General features: G+C 58.2%; 18 protein-coding genes and 1 tRNA gene. 1 reads left to right on the forward strand and 18 read right to left on the reverse strand.

The window, feature by feature from the left end; genetic code table 11:
* Positions 1-84: 84 nt before the first annotated feature.
* The 18 genes from KI231_RS22735 to KI231_RS22820 form a co-directional block, all read right to left on the reverse strand.
* A tRNA-Lys gene (locus KI231_RS22735) sits at positions 85-160 on the reverse strand.
* A gap of 62 nt (positions 161-222) precedes the next feature.
* Positions 223-915, reverse strand: a complete 693-nt coding sequence (gene queC / locus KI231_RS22740; RefSeq protein WP_103303961.1) for a 7-cyano-7-deazaguanine synthase QueC — start codon at positions 913-915, stop codon at positions 223-225.
* A 1-nt stretch (position 916) separates the two neighbouring features.
* Complete coding sequence (gene queE / locus KI231_RS22745; protein WP_103303960.1) at positions 917-1,564, reverse strand: 7-carboxy-7-deazaguanine synthase QueE; 648 nt, start codon at positions 1,562-1,564, stop codon at positions 917-919.
* 166 nt (positions 1,565-1,730) lie between these two features.
* Positions 1,731-2,564, reverse strand: a complete 834-nt coding sequence (gene ybgF, locus KI231_RS22750; protein WP_213026403.1) for a tol-pal system protein YbgF — start codon at positions 2,562-2,564, stop codon at positions 1,731-1,733.
* 6 nt (positions 2,565-2,570) lie between these two features.
* Positions 2,571-3,068 carry a peptidoglycan-associated lipoprotein Pal gene (pal, locus tag KI231_RS22755; protein ID WP_003178634.1) on the reverse strand — a complete coding sequence of 166 codons (498 nt, stop codon included), beginning with the start codon at positions 3,066-3,068 and terminating at the stop codon, positions 2,571-2,573.
* Positions 3,069-3,120: 52 nt separating this feature from the next.
* Complete coding sequence (gene tolB / locus KI231_RS22760) at positions 3,121-4,401, reverse strand: Tol-Pal system beta propeller repeat protein TolB (protein WP_171057245.1); 1,281 nt, start codon at positions 4,399-4,401, stop codon at positions 3,121-3,123.
* A gap of 17 nt (positions 4,402-4,418) precedes the next feature.
* Positions 4,419-5,483, reverse strand: a complete 1,065-nt coding sequence (gene tolA / locus KI231_RS22765) for a cell envelope integrity protein TolA (RefSeq protein ID WP_103303958.1) — start codon at positions 5,481-5,483, stop codon at positions 4,419-4,421.
* Positions 5,483-5,935, reverse strand: a complete 453-nt coding sequence (gene tolR / locus KI231_RS22770) for a protein TolR (protein WP_161806672.1) — start codon at positions 5,933-5,935, stop codon at positions 5,483-5,485. The genes tolA and tolR overlap by 1 nt, the downstream gene beginning before the upstream one ends.
* Positions 5,936-5,958: 23 nt before the next feature.
* Positions 5,959-6,654, reverse strand: coding sequence for a protein TolQ (tolQ, locus tag KI231_RS22775; protein ID WP_008080223.1), 696 nt, complete (start codon positions 6,652-6,654; stop codon positions 5,959-5,961).
* The gene (ybgC, locus tag KI231_RS22780; protein ID WP_077574280.1) at positions 6,644-7,111 is read right to left on the reverse strand and encodes a tol-pal system-associated acyl-CoA thioesterase; all 468 of its coding nucleotides are present in this window, start codon (positions 7,109-7,111) and stop codon (positions 6,644-6,646) included. Before ybgC ends, tolQ begins: the two co-directional genes overlap by 11 nt.
* 127 nt (positions 7,112-7,238) lie before the next feature.
* Positions 7,239-8,300, reverse strand: coding sequence for a Holliday junction branch migration DNA helicase RuvB (ruvB, locus tag KI231_RS22785; protein WP_047599519.1), 1,062 nt, complete (start codon positions 8,298-8,300; stop codon positions 7,239-7,241).
* Positions 8,301-8,909: a Holliday junction branch migration protein RuvA gene (ruvA, locus tag KI231_RS22790; RefSeq protein WP_003227522.1), complete on the reverse strand. Its 609-nt coding sequence runs from the start codon at positions 8,907-8,909 to the stop codon at positions 8,301-8,303.
* A gap of 115 nt (positions 8,910-9,024) precedes the next feature.
* Positions 9,025-9,552 (reverse strand): crossover junction endodeoxyribonuclease RuvC, encoded by a 528-nt coding sequence (gene ruvC, locus KI231_RS22795; RefSeq protein WP_103303956.1) that lies wholly within the window; start codon positions 9,550-9,552, stop codon positions 9,025-9,027.
* A gap of 141 nt (positions 9,553-9,693) precedes the next feature.
* Entirely contained in the window at positions 9,694-10,440 is a 747-nt protein-coding gene (locus KI231_RS22800; RefSeq protein ID WP_007912738.1) for a YebC/PmpR family DNA-binding transcriptional regulator, read from the reverse strand.
* 131 nt (positions 10,441-10,571) lie between these two features.
* Complete coding sequence (gene aspS / locus KI231_RS22805; RefSeq protein ID WP_103303955.1) at positions 10,572-12,347, reverse strand: aspartate--tRNA ligase; 1,776 nt, start codon at positions 12,345-12,347, stop codon at positions 10,572-10,574.
* A 99-nt stretch (positions 12,348-12,446) separates the two neighbouring features.
* A complete protein-coding gene (locus KI231_RS22810; RefSeq protein WP_103303954.1) occupies positions 12,447-12,668 on the reverse strand; it encodes an FmdB family zinc ribbon protein in 222 nt (73 codons plus the stop codon).
* Between the two features lie 131 nt (positions 12,669-12,799).
* The gene (locus KI231_RS22815) at positions 12,800-13,138 is read right to left on the reverse strand and encodes a ribbon-helix-helix domain-containing protein (protein ID WP_213026404.1); all 339 of its coding nucleotides are present in this window, start codon (positions 13,136-13,138) and stop codon (positions 12,800-12,802) included.
* A 181-nt stretch (positions 13,139-13,319) separates the two neighbouring features.
* Positions 13,320-13,790 (reverse strand): Dps family protein, encoded by a 471-nt coding sequence (locus KI231_RS22820; RefSeq protein ID WP_103303952.1) that lies wholly within the window; start codon positions 13,788-13,790, stop codon positions 13,320-13,322.
* Positions 13,791-14,102: 312 nt separating this feature from the next.
* Here KI231_RS22820 and KI231_RS30170 point away from each other — a divergent pair, with 312 nt between their 5' ends.
* Positions 14,103-14,705: a cold-shock protein gene (locus KI231_RS30170; RefSeq protein ID WP_103303951.1), complete on the forward strand. Its 603-nt coding sequence runs from the start codon at positions 14,103-14,105 to the stop codon at positions 14,703-14,705.
* Positions 14,706-14,713: the final 8 nt, after the last annotated feature.

The following is a 14,713-nucleotide window of genomic DNA, read 5'->3' on the forward strand; positions in this document are numbered from 1 at the left end:
GAGCAGACGCCCGAATTGCAGGCAAAAAAAAACCCGGAAATCCTCACTTTCGTGGGCCTTCCGGATTTTCTAAACCGCCAAATATGGTGGGTCGTGTGGGATTCGAACCTACGACCAATTGGTTAAAAGCCAACTGCTCTACCAACTGAGCTAACGACCCGCTGTGTGGTGGCGCGTATAATACTGATTTTTAAGGACTATTCAACACCTTTTTGAAAAAAATCAAAAATAAGGTGTTGGATCCTCCACACCGGCTGCCGCAAAGCCTTCTGCACGCAGGCGGCAGCTGTCGCATTTGCCGCATGCGCGGCCGTCATTATCGGCCTGATAGCAGGAAACGGTCAGGCCGTAATCGACACCGAGCTTCACGCCTGCCTGAACGATTTGCGCCTTGCTCAAGTTCTGCAACGGTGCCTGGATACGGAAGCCATTGCCCTCGACACCGGCCTTGGTCGCCAGATTGGCCATACGTTCGAACGACTCGATGAACTCGGGACGGCAATCCGGGTAACCGGAATAGTCCACGGCGTTCACACCGATGAAGATGTCGCGAGCGCCGAGCACTTCAGCCCAACCCAGCGCCAGAGACAGAAAAACGGTATTGCGCGCCGGCACATAAGTGACCGGGATGCCCTCACCCAGCTCCTCCGGAATGTCGATGCTGCTATCAGTCAGTGCCGAGCCGCCCATGCCGTTCAGGTTGAGGCCGATCACCTTGTGTTCGACCACACCCAGATCCCGGGCAACGCGGGCAGCAGCGTGCAATTCTGCGTGAGAGCGCTGGCCGTAATCGAAACTCATGGTGTAGCAGCTATAGCCTTCGGCGCGAGCCATGGCCACGACGGTTGCCGAGTCGAGGCCGCCGGACAGCAGGATGACCGCACGTTTTTCGGTGGTGTTCAGTTGTTCGGTCATGTCAGCGCCCCGGCTCATCGTTCCAAAGATATTTATGCAACTGCAATTGCAGGCGTACCGGCAAATTGTCTGCCACCACCCAGTCCGCCAGATCCCGAGCATTCAGGTCATGGTGGCTAGGCGAGAACAGCACTTCGCCGGCGCGTCGATCCAGTCCGTACTGAATCAGCTTGGAAACCGCCCAGTCGTAGTCTTCCCGCGAACAGATGACAAACTTCACCTGATCGTTCGGGGTCAGCAGTTCGATATTTTCGTAACGGTTGCGGTGAGCTTCTTTCGAACCCGGCGTCTTCAGGTCGACCACGCGACTGACGCGCGGATCGACAGCCGAAACGTCAAGGGCGCCGCTGGTTTCCAGCGAAACCTCGTAACCGGCATCACACAACTGTTTGAGCAAAGGAATGGCGTTCGGCTGTGCCAATGGCTCACCGCCGGTGACGCAGACGTAGCGCGGTCGAAACCCGGCTACTTGTTCAAGGATGTCGTCGAGGGTGCGGATTGTCCCGCCACTGAACGCATAGGCACTGTCGCAGTATTGGCAACGCAATGGGCAACCGGTCAGGCGCACAAAAACCGTGGGCAGCCCGGCGGTCCGCGTTTCCCCCTGCAAAGAGTAGAAAACTTCGGTAATTCTCAATGTGTCTTGCATAGTCGCCACGGGCGTAACAGCTAAACAGGCTGTCCGCCTCCGTCAGGCACTTCAGGCAATCCCGCCAACGCGCAGATCACAAGAAGCGTGTTTCAGAAAAAGGGCTTGAATTCTAACGAAAAAACCCGCGACAAGCGCGGGTTTCTTCCAAACGGGTAAAGCTGCGTTACATGCGTTGCAGATCGCGCTGGGCCAACTGCGCGGCGGACGTGCCCGGATATTGGGCCACCACCTGCTGCAGGATGCCTTTGACCTTGTCGGTGTGACCGAGACGGCGCTCTACATCGGCGAGCTTGTACAGCGAATCCGGCACTTTGGCATGCTTGGGATACAGCTGCGATACCTTGGCAAACGCCTGACCTGCACCTTGCAGATCACCTTTGGCCAAGTTCACTTCACCCAACCAGTACTGGGCATTGCCCGCGTACTGGCTGTTCGGGTATTTGCGCAGGAAAGCGGCGAAGGCCTGGCTGGCCTTGTCGAAATCCTTGGCTTTGATCAGGTCGAAAGCGGCATCGTAATACAGCTTTTCCTTGGCCGGATCACCCGGCTCACTACCTGCAGCAGGTGCCTGGGCAGCAGCCCCGGCGCCAGCGGCAGCACCGGCAGCAGCACTTGCATCGCCACCGGCAGAAGAATTCTCAGGAGTCGCGGCAGGTGCAACACCGGATCCTATGCGCCGATCAAGATCCTGGTATCGCTCCAGGGATTCTTGCTTCATGCGCGCAACCTGATTCTGCAGTTCTTCAATCACGCCTTGCTGGCGCGAAATCTGATCCTGCATTTGTTGCAGTTGGTTGAACAGCATGCCTTGTGCCGAGGCAGGGGCCGAAGCCGCTCCCCCGGCATAGGCGCCGTTCGTACCGTAACCCGCAGGCGGATAACTACTCCCGCTATTGTTATAACCGGAGTTGTCATCGACCACAGGAACCGCAGCCCACGCCGCAAGCGGCGCGAGGCTGAGAGCCAGAACAGTTACAGCACGACGGCACGTTCGCATATCGAATTACTTACGCAGTTCGACGCGACGGTTTTGAGCCCAGGACTGCTCGTCGTTGCCGGTAGCAACTGGACGCTCTTCGCCGTAGGAAACCAGTTCCAGCTGAGCTGGGGAAACACCTTGCAGTACCAGGTAGCGTTGAACGGCTTTCGCACGACGCTCGCCCAGTGCCATGTTGTACTCACGAGTACCACGTTCGTCGGTGTTGCCTTCCAGAACAACGCGAGCGCCGTTAGCTTTCAGGTCTTTGGCGTGAACGTCCAGAGCGCGCATGGCTTCTGGCTTCAGGTCCGAGCTGTCGTATTCGAAGTAGAAGGTGGTGATTGCGCGCAGAGCAGCTTCTTCGCTCAGGGAACCGTCAACGGCACCAGTGTTTGCGCCGTAACCAGCGTTTGGATCAACAGCGCCTTCACCGGCGTTGTCGCCGCCTTTGGACGAGCAACCTACAGCTACAGCCATGGCCAGAGCCAGCGCAGCAAATTTACCAAACTTCAGCATTTCCATCGTGAAACTCCTAATGAACCCCAGTGTGTTAAGTAAAACGTAAAGCGCCGCGTCAGTTCAGGTAAGGGGACCAGGACGGTTCTCTGACTTCGCCTTGAGCGGTAGGAAGCGGGAGCCTCACGCGTCCATTAATGGACACGAGCATCAAGACTCCCCGGCCCTGCTGGCGGGTGGCGTAGATTACCATGGTGCCGTTGGGCGCAACAGTAGGTGACTCGTCCAGAGTGCTATCAGTGAGGATCTTTACACTACCTCGCTGCAAATCCTGGGCCGCCACCTTGAAATTGGTGAAGCCATCCTGGCGATGGATCATCACCAGAGTCTTTTCGTCAGCCGACAGTTTCGGGTTGGCGTTGTAGTTACCGATAAAGGTCACTCGCTCCGCACCGCCGCCACTGGCGCTGGTTTTATAGATCTGTGGCTTGCCGCCACGGTCGGACGTGAAGTAGATGGTCGAGCCATCCTTGCCCCAATACGGTTCGGTGTTGATGCCAGGGCCCGCGGTTACACGGGTGATCTGACGCGAACCGAGGTTCATCACATAGATGTCCGGGTTACCGTCTTTCGACAGTACGAACGCCAGGCGATTGCCATCCGGCGACCAGGCTGGCGCGCCGTTCAGGCCTTCGAAGTTGGTGATCTGCTCGCGGCGACCGGTGTCGATGTTCTGCATGAAGATGCGCGGACGCTTCTGTTCGAACGACACGTAGGCGATACGCTTGCCATCCGGTGCAAAACGCGGCGACAGGATCGGCTCGCGCGATTGCAGCAGAGTCACGGCGCGGGCACCGTCGTAGTCCGAACGCTGCAGGGTGTAACGGGTGTTCTTCTCGGAGAAGCGCTCAGCCGTTACGTACAGCAGACGGGTGGAAAACGCACCTTTGATGCCGGTGAGTTTTTCAAACGACTGGTCCGAGATGTAGTGCGCCATGTCGCGCAGCTGCTCGGTAGTACCGGAGACACTGCCGTCGGCCACTTTCTGCTCGGTGGCGACGTTGAACAGTGCCCATTGCACCTGCAGACGACCGCCTGCTGGAACGATGCTACCAACCATCATGTATTGAGCACCCACCGCCTTCCAGTCACGGAAGATGATTTCGCTCGGCTGGCTTGGCTGGCTGATCATGTTTTGCTTTGGAATCGGCGAGTAGTAGCCCGAGTTGCGCAAATCGTTACCAATGATTTCAGCCATGTCGTCCGGCAGGACTGCACCGCCCTGGAAACCGAACGGTACAACAGCGATCGGCGTTGCCCGATCGCTACCACTGGTGACCAGAATGTTCTTTTCATCAGCCATCGCGATCCCTGCCATGCAGCAGATCACGACCAGCATTCCTCGAAGAAGGTTTCTCACAAGGCTAAGTCCTCAGGTGTGAATGTCATCTTGAATGAACGATATGGAGCGAAATCGCTCGCCTTCATTCCCTGCATTTCTGTCAAACGTCCAATATTCTTCACTGCCGCCACTGCCGAAGCATCGAACGGACCGTCGCCACTGGATTTGGCCACGCTGACCGAAGTCACCGTACCGTCCGGCAACATGCCGATTTGCAGCACGACCGTCATGCCTTTGCGTGCCGAAGGTGGACGAGCCCAACCTTCTGCTGCTCGCGCACGAATCAGGTCATCGAAACTGCCCGCGACTTCGTCACCCTGCTCATCGGCCAAGGCCTGCTGGCGCTGCGGCGTGTCGGAAAGCAAATCAGCCAAGGCCTGAGCCTTTTTGTCTTCGGTCGATTTACGTGCCGCATCCTGCGCTTTCTTCTTCGCAGCATCGGCAGCAGCTTTCTTCTTCGCTTCGTCGGCGATCTTCTTCTTCGCCTCTTCAGCTTCTGCTTTCTTCTTGGCGTCTTCGGCGGCTTTCTTCTTCGCGTCTTCGACGATTTTCTTCTTGGCTTCTTCAGCGGCTTCTTTCTTGGCTTCTTCCTTAGCCTCTTCTTCGGCCTTCTTCTTGGCTATATCAGCCAATTGTTTCTCTTCTGCCTTCTTGGCCTCGGCTTTTTTCGCGTCGTCGGCTTTCTTGGCATCATCAGCCTTCTTCGCCTCGTCCGCTTTTTTAGCCTCGTCGGCCTTCTTGGCTTCCTCGGCCTTTTGAGCCGCTTCTTCTTTCTTTTGTTCCGCAGCTTTCACCGCTTCCTGCTCGACCTTTTTTTGCTCCATCTGCTCGACTTCGGTCTGGCGCGCGGCGGATTTCTTCGCCTCACCCGCAATCTTCTGATTGGTCTGGGTGGTTGCCTGACTTTTCGATTTCAGTTGGTACAGGGTCGCCTGGACAATCGGCTTGGCCGGCGGCAGCTCTGGTGTGAAGGCGAAACTGACAAACAGCATGCCGAACACCAGCACGTGCAAGACAATCGCCCAGACACTAGGCCAGAAGTAGCTTTCCGAGGCGGACGGCTCTCGCAGTTGCTGCATCAGGGGGCCTCGGTAATCAAACCAACATTACCGACCCCGGCTTTCTGCAATCCGCCCATGGCGCCCATGACGGAACCATAATCAACGGTTTTGTCGCCGCGGATAAAGACCTGCGTACGCTTGCCGCCTTCGGTGCCGGCGCGAATGATCTTGGTCACCGCATCGGTCATTTGCGGCAGGGTCATGGCCCTGTCCTGCTGCTTCTCGGTGTCGACTTCGCTGCCAAGGTTCCAGTAGTAGGTCTTGTCAGCCTTGATCGAAATGGTCAGGACCTGAGTGTTGTTGTCCTGCGGCAAGGCTTCGCTGGAAACCTTGGGCAGATCAACTTTCACGCCCTGATTGAGCATCGGCGCGGTCACCATGAAGATGACCAGCAGTACCAACATCACGTCGATGTAAGGCACTACGTTCATCTCGGCGACCGGCTTGCGCTTTTTGCGAGCTCGAGCGATTAAAGCCATTGGAAATTACCTGCTTATTCTTCGCTGGTGTGCACTTTGCGGTGCAGGATCGCCTGGAATTCATCGGCGAAGGTGTAGTAGCGGCCCAGCAAGGTTTCGCTGCGAGCAGCAAAACGGTTGTAAGCGATGACCGCAGGGATCGCGGCGAACAGACCGATCGCGGTGGCGATCAGGGCTTCGGCGATACCCGGGGCTACGGTGGCCAGGGTCGCTTGCTGGGCGCTGGCCAGACCGCGGAAGGAGTTCATGATGCCCCACACGGTACCGAACAGACCGATGTACGGGCTGACCGAACCGACGGTGGCGAGAAACGGCAGGCTCTGCTCCAGTTTCTCTTCTTCACGGGAGATGGCGACGCGCATGGCCCGGGCCACACCTTCCATCACCGCTTCAGGGTCGACACCTGGCTGCTGACGCAGACGGGAGAACTCTTTGAAACCGGCACGGAAGATCTGCTCGACGCCCGAATCCGGGTCAGGGTTGCTGCCGGCCTGACGGTACAGTTTGGACAGGTCGATACCCGACCAGAAGCGCTCTTCGAAGCTCTCCAGGGCACGTCGACCGGCACGCAGCAGGTTGCTGCGCTGAAAGATCATGATCCATGAGGTCACCGATGCGGCCACCAGAGTCAACATTACCAACTGCACCACGATGCTGGCATTGCTGACCAGGCTCCACATGGAGGAATGGTCGACGACGTTAGCTTCCACGCTTTATCTCCTGCTTTGAGTGTGTACCCGGACCGACCGCGTCGGCGAAGGCCGCACGCAAGTCTTCGGGAAGGGCCCGGGGTTTCAAACTGTTAGTGCGCACACAGGCCACCAAAAACTGCCCTTCACAGAGCAGCACATTATCCGTCGCCCGCCTGACCTGCTGTTTGAAGCGCAGGCTGGCACGGTTCAATTCGATTACATCAGCGCTTACCAGCAGTTCGTCGTCCAGTCGCGCCGGCGCGTGGTAGCGCGCTTCGCTGGAGTGCACGACAAACAACAGATCCTCCCCGGCAAGCTGCGATTGAGCAAAGCCCAGCTCGCGGAGCCGCTCGGTTCGAGCCCGTTCCATAAACTTGAGGTAATTAACGTAATACACGATGCCGCCCGCATCGGTGTCCTCGTAATAAACGCGACAACGATGTGCGAACGGCTCAAGCCCGTTTTGCGCGCGCATACTCTAGTGCTTACTCCTCAGGTTGCCAATCCGGCGAGGCAACTGTTTTTCATTGTTCAAAGGCTTTACCGCAAAAGTACCGTCGTCAGACAGTACAAACCCTGAATAAATCGACAACAAATGTGTATTAATCGTCCACGGCATCGAGAAACTCGTCTGCCACGGGCATCTCACCCATTCGTGACGGAATGTTTAAACCGAAATGCAGATACGCATGCCGCGTCACCACCCTGCCCCGTGGTGTGCGCATGATATAGCCCTGCTGGATCAGGTACGGTTCCAGCACATCTTCAATGGTGTGGCGTTCTTCACTGATTGCCGCAGCGAGACTGTCGATCCCGACCGGACCGCCATCGAACTTCTCGATCATGGTCAGCAGCAGACGCCGGTCCTGGTGATCGAAACCGTGCTCGTCGACATCCAGCAGGTTCAGCGCCAGATCGGCCACCGATTTGGTGATGTGCCCCTTGGCGCGCACCTCTGCAAAGTCCCGCACCCGACGCAGCAGACGGTTGGCAATTCGCGGCGTCCCACGGGCGCGACGAGCGATTTCGAAAGCGCCCTCCGGATCCAGCGGCAGACCGAGAATATTCGCTGAACGCCCGACAATCGTTGCCAGATCCGCCGTGCTGTAGAACTCAAGACGCTGGACGATACCGAAGCGATCACGCAACGGATTGGTCAGCATGCCGGCGCGCGTGGTTGCCCCGACCAGGGTAAACGGCGGCAGATCGAGCTTGATCGAACGCGCCGCAGGGCCCTCGCCGATCATGATGTCGAGCTGGAAATCTTCCATCGCCGGATACAGCACTTCTTCAACGATCGGCGACAGGCGATGAATTTCATCGATGAACAACACGTCGTGCGGTTCAAGGTTCGTCAACAACGCGGCCAGATCACCCGGCCGTTCCAGCACCGGCCCCGACGTGCTCTTGATCGACACGCCCATTTCCTGGGCAATGATGTTGGCCAGCGTGGTTTTACCCAGACCCGGCGGGCCGAAAATCAGCGTGTGATCAAGGGATTCACTGCGGCCACGGGCAGCCTGGATAAACAGTTCCATCTGCTCGCGCACGGTCGGCTGGCCGATATAGTCGGCCAGGCTGACCGGGCGAATGGCGCGGTCCTGGACTTCTTCGCGCTCGCGCGGACTGTGCGCGGCGGCGATCAGACGATCAGCTTCAATCACTTAAATCATTCCCTTCAGGGCGCGGCGGATCAGGTCTTCACTGCTCAAATTCTTGTCCTTGATGGCGGTAATCGCCTTGCTCGCTTCCTGCGGCTTGTAGCCCAGGGAAATCAGCGCACTCACAGCATCGTTCTCGGCGGTGTTGACCGGCGCCGGGCCGTCAGGCTGGTTCGGCACCAAGGCAAACATGGCCGGCGAGGTTTCCCAGGCCTTGAAGCGATCCTTGAGTTCTACCAGCAGACGCTCGGCGGTTTTCTTGCCCACGCCTGGCACCTTGGTCAGCGCCGAGGTGTCCTGGGATTGCACGCAGCGGATCAGCTCGTCGACCTCCAGGCTCGACATCAACGCCAACGCCAGTTTCGGCCCGACACCATTGAGACGGATCAACTCGCGAAAAAAGTCTCGCTCACGCTTGCCGGCAAAACCATAGAGTAACTGCGCGTCTTCGCGCACGACCAAGTGGGTGTGCAGGGTCAGTGGTTCACCGACCGACGGCAACCGATAAAGCGTGGTCATGGGCACTTCCAGCTCATACCCGAGGCCGTTTACATCGAGAATCAGGTGCGGCGGCTGTTTTTCAGCCAGGGTGCCGCGCAAGCGTCCAATCACGTTTCAGATCCTTGAGCGTTGGCCAGCCGTGGGCTGGCGACTGACGGAAGGTGCGCTGCAGGCCGACGACCCAGGCATGAAACTCACCTTGCGAAAAATTTGATTGCTGATGCTATCAGAGACGCAGGCGCCCGCCACGACTGCGTGCCGTTCCCAAGCCGTGCGGCAACAGACTGGAGCGGGTATGCGCGTGACAAATGGCAATGGCCAGGGCATCGGATGCGTCGATTTGCGGTTTGCTGGTCAGCTTGAGCATGTGCATGACCATCATCTGCACCTGCTCTTTGTTCGCCGCGCCGGTGCCCACTACCGCTTGCTTGACCTGAGTCGCGGTGTATTCGGCGATTTCCAGACACTCTTCGGCGCCAGCGACAATGGCAGCTCCACGGGCCTGCCCGAGCTTGAGTGCCGAATCGGCGTTTTTCGCCATGAACACCTTTTCGATGCCCATGGTCACGGGGCCATAGGTCTGAATGATTTCACGCACGCCGCGATAGACGATTTGCAAACGCTCATGCAGTTCGCCGGCGCCGGTGCGAATACAGCCCGAGGCCACGTAAATGCAACCACCACGCCCGGTATCGCGAACAACGCCGTAACCGGTGATACGCGAACCGGGGTCGATACCAAGAATTAAAGTCATAACGCCTGCGGGTTCGAAATAACACAAAAACAAATGTGGGAGCAGGCTTGCCAGCGATGACGGAGTGTCAGACGCCATCATTGCCTGATGTGCCGACGCCATCGCTGGCAAGCCAGCTCCCACATTGAAGCCTAGTCGCTCTTAACCGAGCTGAGCGGCTACGTCTTCCGGAATATCCGCGTTCGAATAAACGTTCTGCACGTCGTCCAGATCCTCAAGCATATCGATCAGCTTGAGCACCTTCTCGGCGCCCTCCAGGTCCAGTTCGGCGCTGGTGGTCGGTTGCATGACGATTTCGGCGTCATCACCTTTGAAACCAGCGGCCTCCAGCGCATTACGCACCGCGTAGAAGCTGGTGAACGAGGTAAACACATCGATCGAGCCGTCTTCATGGCTGACCACGTCATCGGCATCGGCTTCCAGCGCCGCTTCGGTCAGTGCGTCTTCGTCGACACCCGGCGCGAAGCTGATCTGGCCCTTGCGCTCGAACAGATACGCTACCGAACCGTCAGTGCCGAGGTTGCCGCCACACTTGCTGAACGCATGGCGCACGGCGGCGGCGGTACGGTTGCGGTTGTCGGTCATACACTCGACCATCACCGCCACGCCGCCCGGGCCGTAACCTTCGTAGGTCAGCTCTTCAACGTTGTCCGCTTCGGTTGCACCGGCGCCGCGCGCAACCGCGCGATCGATGATGTCGCGACTCATGTTCGCGCTCAACGCTTTGTCCAGGGCCAGACGCAAACGCGGGTTGGAACCCGGATCGCCGCCACCCTGACGGGCCGCAACAGTCAGCTCACGGATCCACTTGGTGAAGATCTTGCCTCTCTTGGCATCCTGACGTTCTTTGCGGTGCTTAATGTTCGCCCACTTGGAATGACCTGCCATAACTCGCTCCGAATTCTCTTTGAAACGTTGCCCGCCGCGCAAAACCGCGCCGGCCGACAAACAAAAAAATCTCGACCTGATCTCTATAGAAAGAAAAAAGGCGCATCCGAAGATGCGCCTTCAGGCCCGTCTTACTCAGCCTTTGGCGTTTCGCGCAAACGAATGTGCAGCTCGCGCAGCGCCTTGGCGTCCACCACACCCGGCGCTTGCGTCATGACGTCGGCAGCGCTCTGGGTTTTCGGGAAGGCGATCACTTCACGGATCGACTGGGCGCCGGTCATCAGCATCACCAGACGGTCCAGACCGAAGGCCAGACCACCGTGCGGCGGTGCACCGTACTTCAGCGCATCGAGCAGGAAGCCGAACTTCTCTTCCTGTTCCGCTTCGTTGATACCCAACAGGCGGAACACTGCTTGCTGCATTTCCTTGCGGTGAATACGGATCGAACCGCCACCCAGCTCAGTGCCGTTCAGCACCATGTCGTAAGCACGGGACAGCGCGCCGGCCGGGTTGGCTTCCAGCTCTTCCGGCGTGCACTTCGGTGCGGTGAACGGGTGGTGCAGTGCGGAGAAACTGCCGTCGTCGTTCTCTTCGAACATCGGGAAGTCGACGACCCACATTGGCGCCCACTTGCAGGTCAGCAGGTTCAGGTCGTGACCGAGCTTGATACGCAGCGCGCCCAGAGCTTCGCTGACGATCTTGGCCTTGTCGGCACCGAAGAACACGATGTCACCATCGACTGCGCCGACACGATCGAGGATCACGTTCAGCTTGTCTTCAGGGATGTTTTTCACGATCGGCGATTGCAGACCGTCAACACCGGCAGCGCGCTCGTTGACCTTGATGTACGCCAGGCCCTTGGCACCATAGATGCCGACGAACTTGGTGTAGTCGTCGATCTGCTTGCGCGGCATGCTCGCCCCGCCCGGAACGCGCAGTGCGGCGATACGGCATTTCGGATCGTTGGCCGGGCCACTGAAGACCTTGAATTCAACTTCCTTGAGCTGGTCGGCAACGTCGACCAGTTCCAGCGGAATACGCAGGTCTGGCTTGTCGGAACCGTAGCGGCGCATGGCTTCTTCGAAGGTCATGTGCGGGAATTCGCCGAATTCCAGATCCAGCACTTCCTTGAACAGGTTGCGGATCATTTGTTCGGTGAGGCCCATGATGTCTTTTTCATCGAGGAAGCTGGTCTCGATGTCGATCTGGGTGAATTCTGGCTGACGGTCGGCACGCAGGTCTTCGTCGCGGAAGCACTTGGCGATCTGGTAGTAACGGTCGAAGCCAGCAACCATCAGCAGTTGCTTGAACAGCTGTGGCGATTGCGGCAGCGCGAAGAACGAACCCGGGTGGGTACGACTCGGCACCAGATAGTCACGAGCGCCTTCCGGAGTCGCACGGGTGAGGATCGGCGTTTCGACGTCGAGGAAGCCGTTCTCGTCGAGGAAGCGACGGATGCTGGTGGTCATGCGCGAACGCAAACGCAGCTTCTCGGCCATTTCCGGACGACGCAGGTCGAGGAAGCGGTAGCGCAGACGGGTTTCTTCGCCCACGTCGGAGAACTCGTTGAGCGGGAACGGCGGGGTTTCCGCTTCGTTCATGACTTCCAGTTCGTAGCCCAGCACTTCGATCATGCCCGACGCCATGTTGGCGTTGGTGGCACCGGCCGGACGCGGACGTACCTTACCGGTGATCTTCACCACGTATTCACTGCGCACGCGATCGGCGGCGGCGAAGCTCTCGGCGCGATCCGGATCGAACACCACCTGGGCCAGACCGTCACGATCACGGATATCGAGGAAAATCACCCCGCCGTGGTCGCGGCGACGGTGAACCCATCCGCAAAGGGTAATTTCCTGGCCTTCCAGGCTTTCGTTCAGTTGGCCGCAATAGTGGCTGCGCATCATGATAATGGTTCGCTTCTCGTCATTCGATATTCGGTGGAGATCCCGGCGCACTGAAGCGGCCCGGAAACTCACGCGTGTCGTTCAACCTGGGTTTGAACCCTAGTCAGCTTTGTCGCCACCGGCCAGGTTCTTCTTGGTTCCGGTCTTGAAATCGGTTTCGTACCAACCGCTGCCGCTGAGGCGAAAGCCCGGCATGGACAGCTGTTTCTTGAGCTCTGGCGCCTGGCAGGCAGGGCAGTCGACCAGCGGAGCCTCGCTGATCTTTTGAATGGCTTCCAACTGATGACCACAGGAAGCGCATTGGTAATCGTACATCGGCATGGGGGTGTCTCGGCGATCAGATTGCCACCGCGCGCAGGGCTTTGCGGCGAAAGAGCGGGATTATATCCATTAAATGCGGCCTGTGCAGCCGTAAGACTGCACAGGCCGCCACCTCCTTTGCAACCGCTGTTTCAGGCTGGTTTCGCCGATTTGGCTTCCCCGACCCCATTCATGACACACACCACTCGCACCAGCGCGCTGAAATTTTTCACCCCGCCGTGACGCAAATGCACCTCACGGTCGACGTGGGACAACAGCGAACTGATCGAACAGCAATTGTCTGCGGCCATGTTGCCGAGGATATTCCAGTAAATCTGTTCCAGCCGCAGGCATGTCGCGTAGCCGTTCAATCGCACGGATCGTGACAACGGCTGAATCAGTGACATGTCGAATTCATTGGCGAACGGATCGAATTTCAGCTCATGCGGCAAGCCGACGATCCTGTCGCCTCGCCTGTCTCCCTCTACCATATCGGTGACACTCCTTTGTCATCTCTACCTGTTTGCAAAGCCACATCCTGTGACCTCATCAAAACGCAGACACAAAGTTATATCCAGATGACTTATTGACCATCACCGTAGGATAAGCCGACGACAGAGGTAAGATTCCGGACGACGCGGGCACGCCCAAGGCATGCCCGCGCGCCGGGGGTCAGGCTTCCAGCAAGGCGCGCAACATCCACGCGGTTTTCTCGTGGACCTGCATGCGCTGGGTCAGCAAGTCAGCCGTCGGTTCATCGCTGACCTTGTCGAGCAGCGGGAAGATACCGCGCGCGGTGCGGGTCACCGCTTCCTGACCGTCGACCAGTTGCCTGATCATGTCCTCGGCACTCGGCACACCGACCTCCTCCTTGATCGAAGAAAGACGTGCATAGGTGGCATAGGCGCCCGGCGCCGGAAAACCCAGCGCGCGAATGCGCTCGGCGATCAGGTCAACGGCCAGCGCCAACTCGTTGTATTGCTCTTCGAACATCAAGTGCAGCGTTCGGAACATCGGACCGGTGACGTTCCAGTGGAAGTTATGGGTTTTCAGATACAGCACGTAGGTGTCCGACAGCAGACGCGACAGTCCTTCGACGATGGACTTGCGATCCTCTTCACTGATACCGATATCGATTGCCATGTTTACCCCCTAACGGCGATTGAATTCATCCAACAGGTGCAGACCCACTCTAGCAAGGCTGTCGACACCCCGCAGCCCCGAATCAGCGCACACCCTGCGACAAATCGACCGGCCGCCTTGCCGCTGGCCGGGCTGATTTGAGTAGCCGCAGGCTTTGCTGTTAAATAGGCAGTGTGTCGCCATGCCCCATTTTCCGGGGTGTTGCGCATAGGCTGATGCCGTGTACGTGCCTACCGCCTCTTATTTTGTTGCGAAGCGAACCGTGCGCCTTCAGCTCTTCCTTGTGAGCCGTCATAACGTGAGCCAATCAAAATGTTGAAAATCGTCCACCTGCTAATGGGCGCAGCGGCCTTGCTGCTGTCGTTCATACCTAGCTTGAAATCCGAAGCCGTTCCCTACCTGCAACAACCCGATGCACTTTACCTGGCCTTCTTCGGCCTGCTGAACCTGATCATTGCTCCCGTAATTCCTTACTGGAACAAAGGTCCACGCCAGCATCTGCAAAATCTGGCCAGCGCTCTTCTGGTGCTGACCGTCGTCCTGCAAACCCTGACCCTGATCGCGCCGATGCCCGTCATCGCCGGCCAGCCAGCCGTGTTGTTCAGTCTGGTGATTGCCCTGGTTGCCGTGGTTGTACACCTGGCCGTCAGCTTCTATCGATCTTCACCGGCTGCCGCGCCAACCAACTACGACATGACCAACCGCGATACCGGCACCGTCAAGTGGTTCAACACGTCCAAAGGCTTCGGCTTTATCTCCCGGGATTCCGGCGATGATATTTTCGTGCACTTTCGTGCAATCCGTGGCGAAGGCCACCGCGTTCTGGTTGAAGGCCAGCGCGTGGAGTTCTCGGTAATGAACCGGGACAAAGGCCTGCAAGCCGAGGACGTGATCGCCGCTCTGCCGCGTCGCTGATCCAAGGC

It is taken from the genome of Pseudomonas sp. Seg1 (assembly GCF_018326005.1).
In the GTDB taxonomy this organism is placed as follows: domain Bacteria; phylum Pseudomonadota; class Gammaproteobacteria; order Pseudomonadales; family Pseudomonadaceae; genus Aquipseudomonas.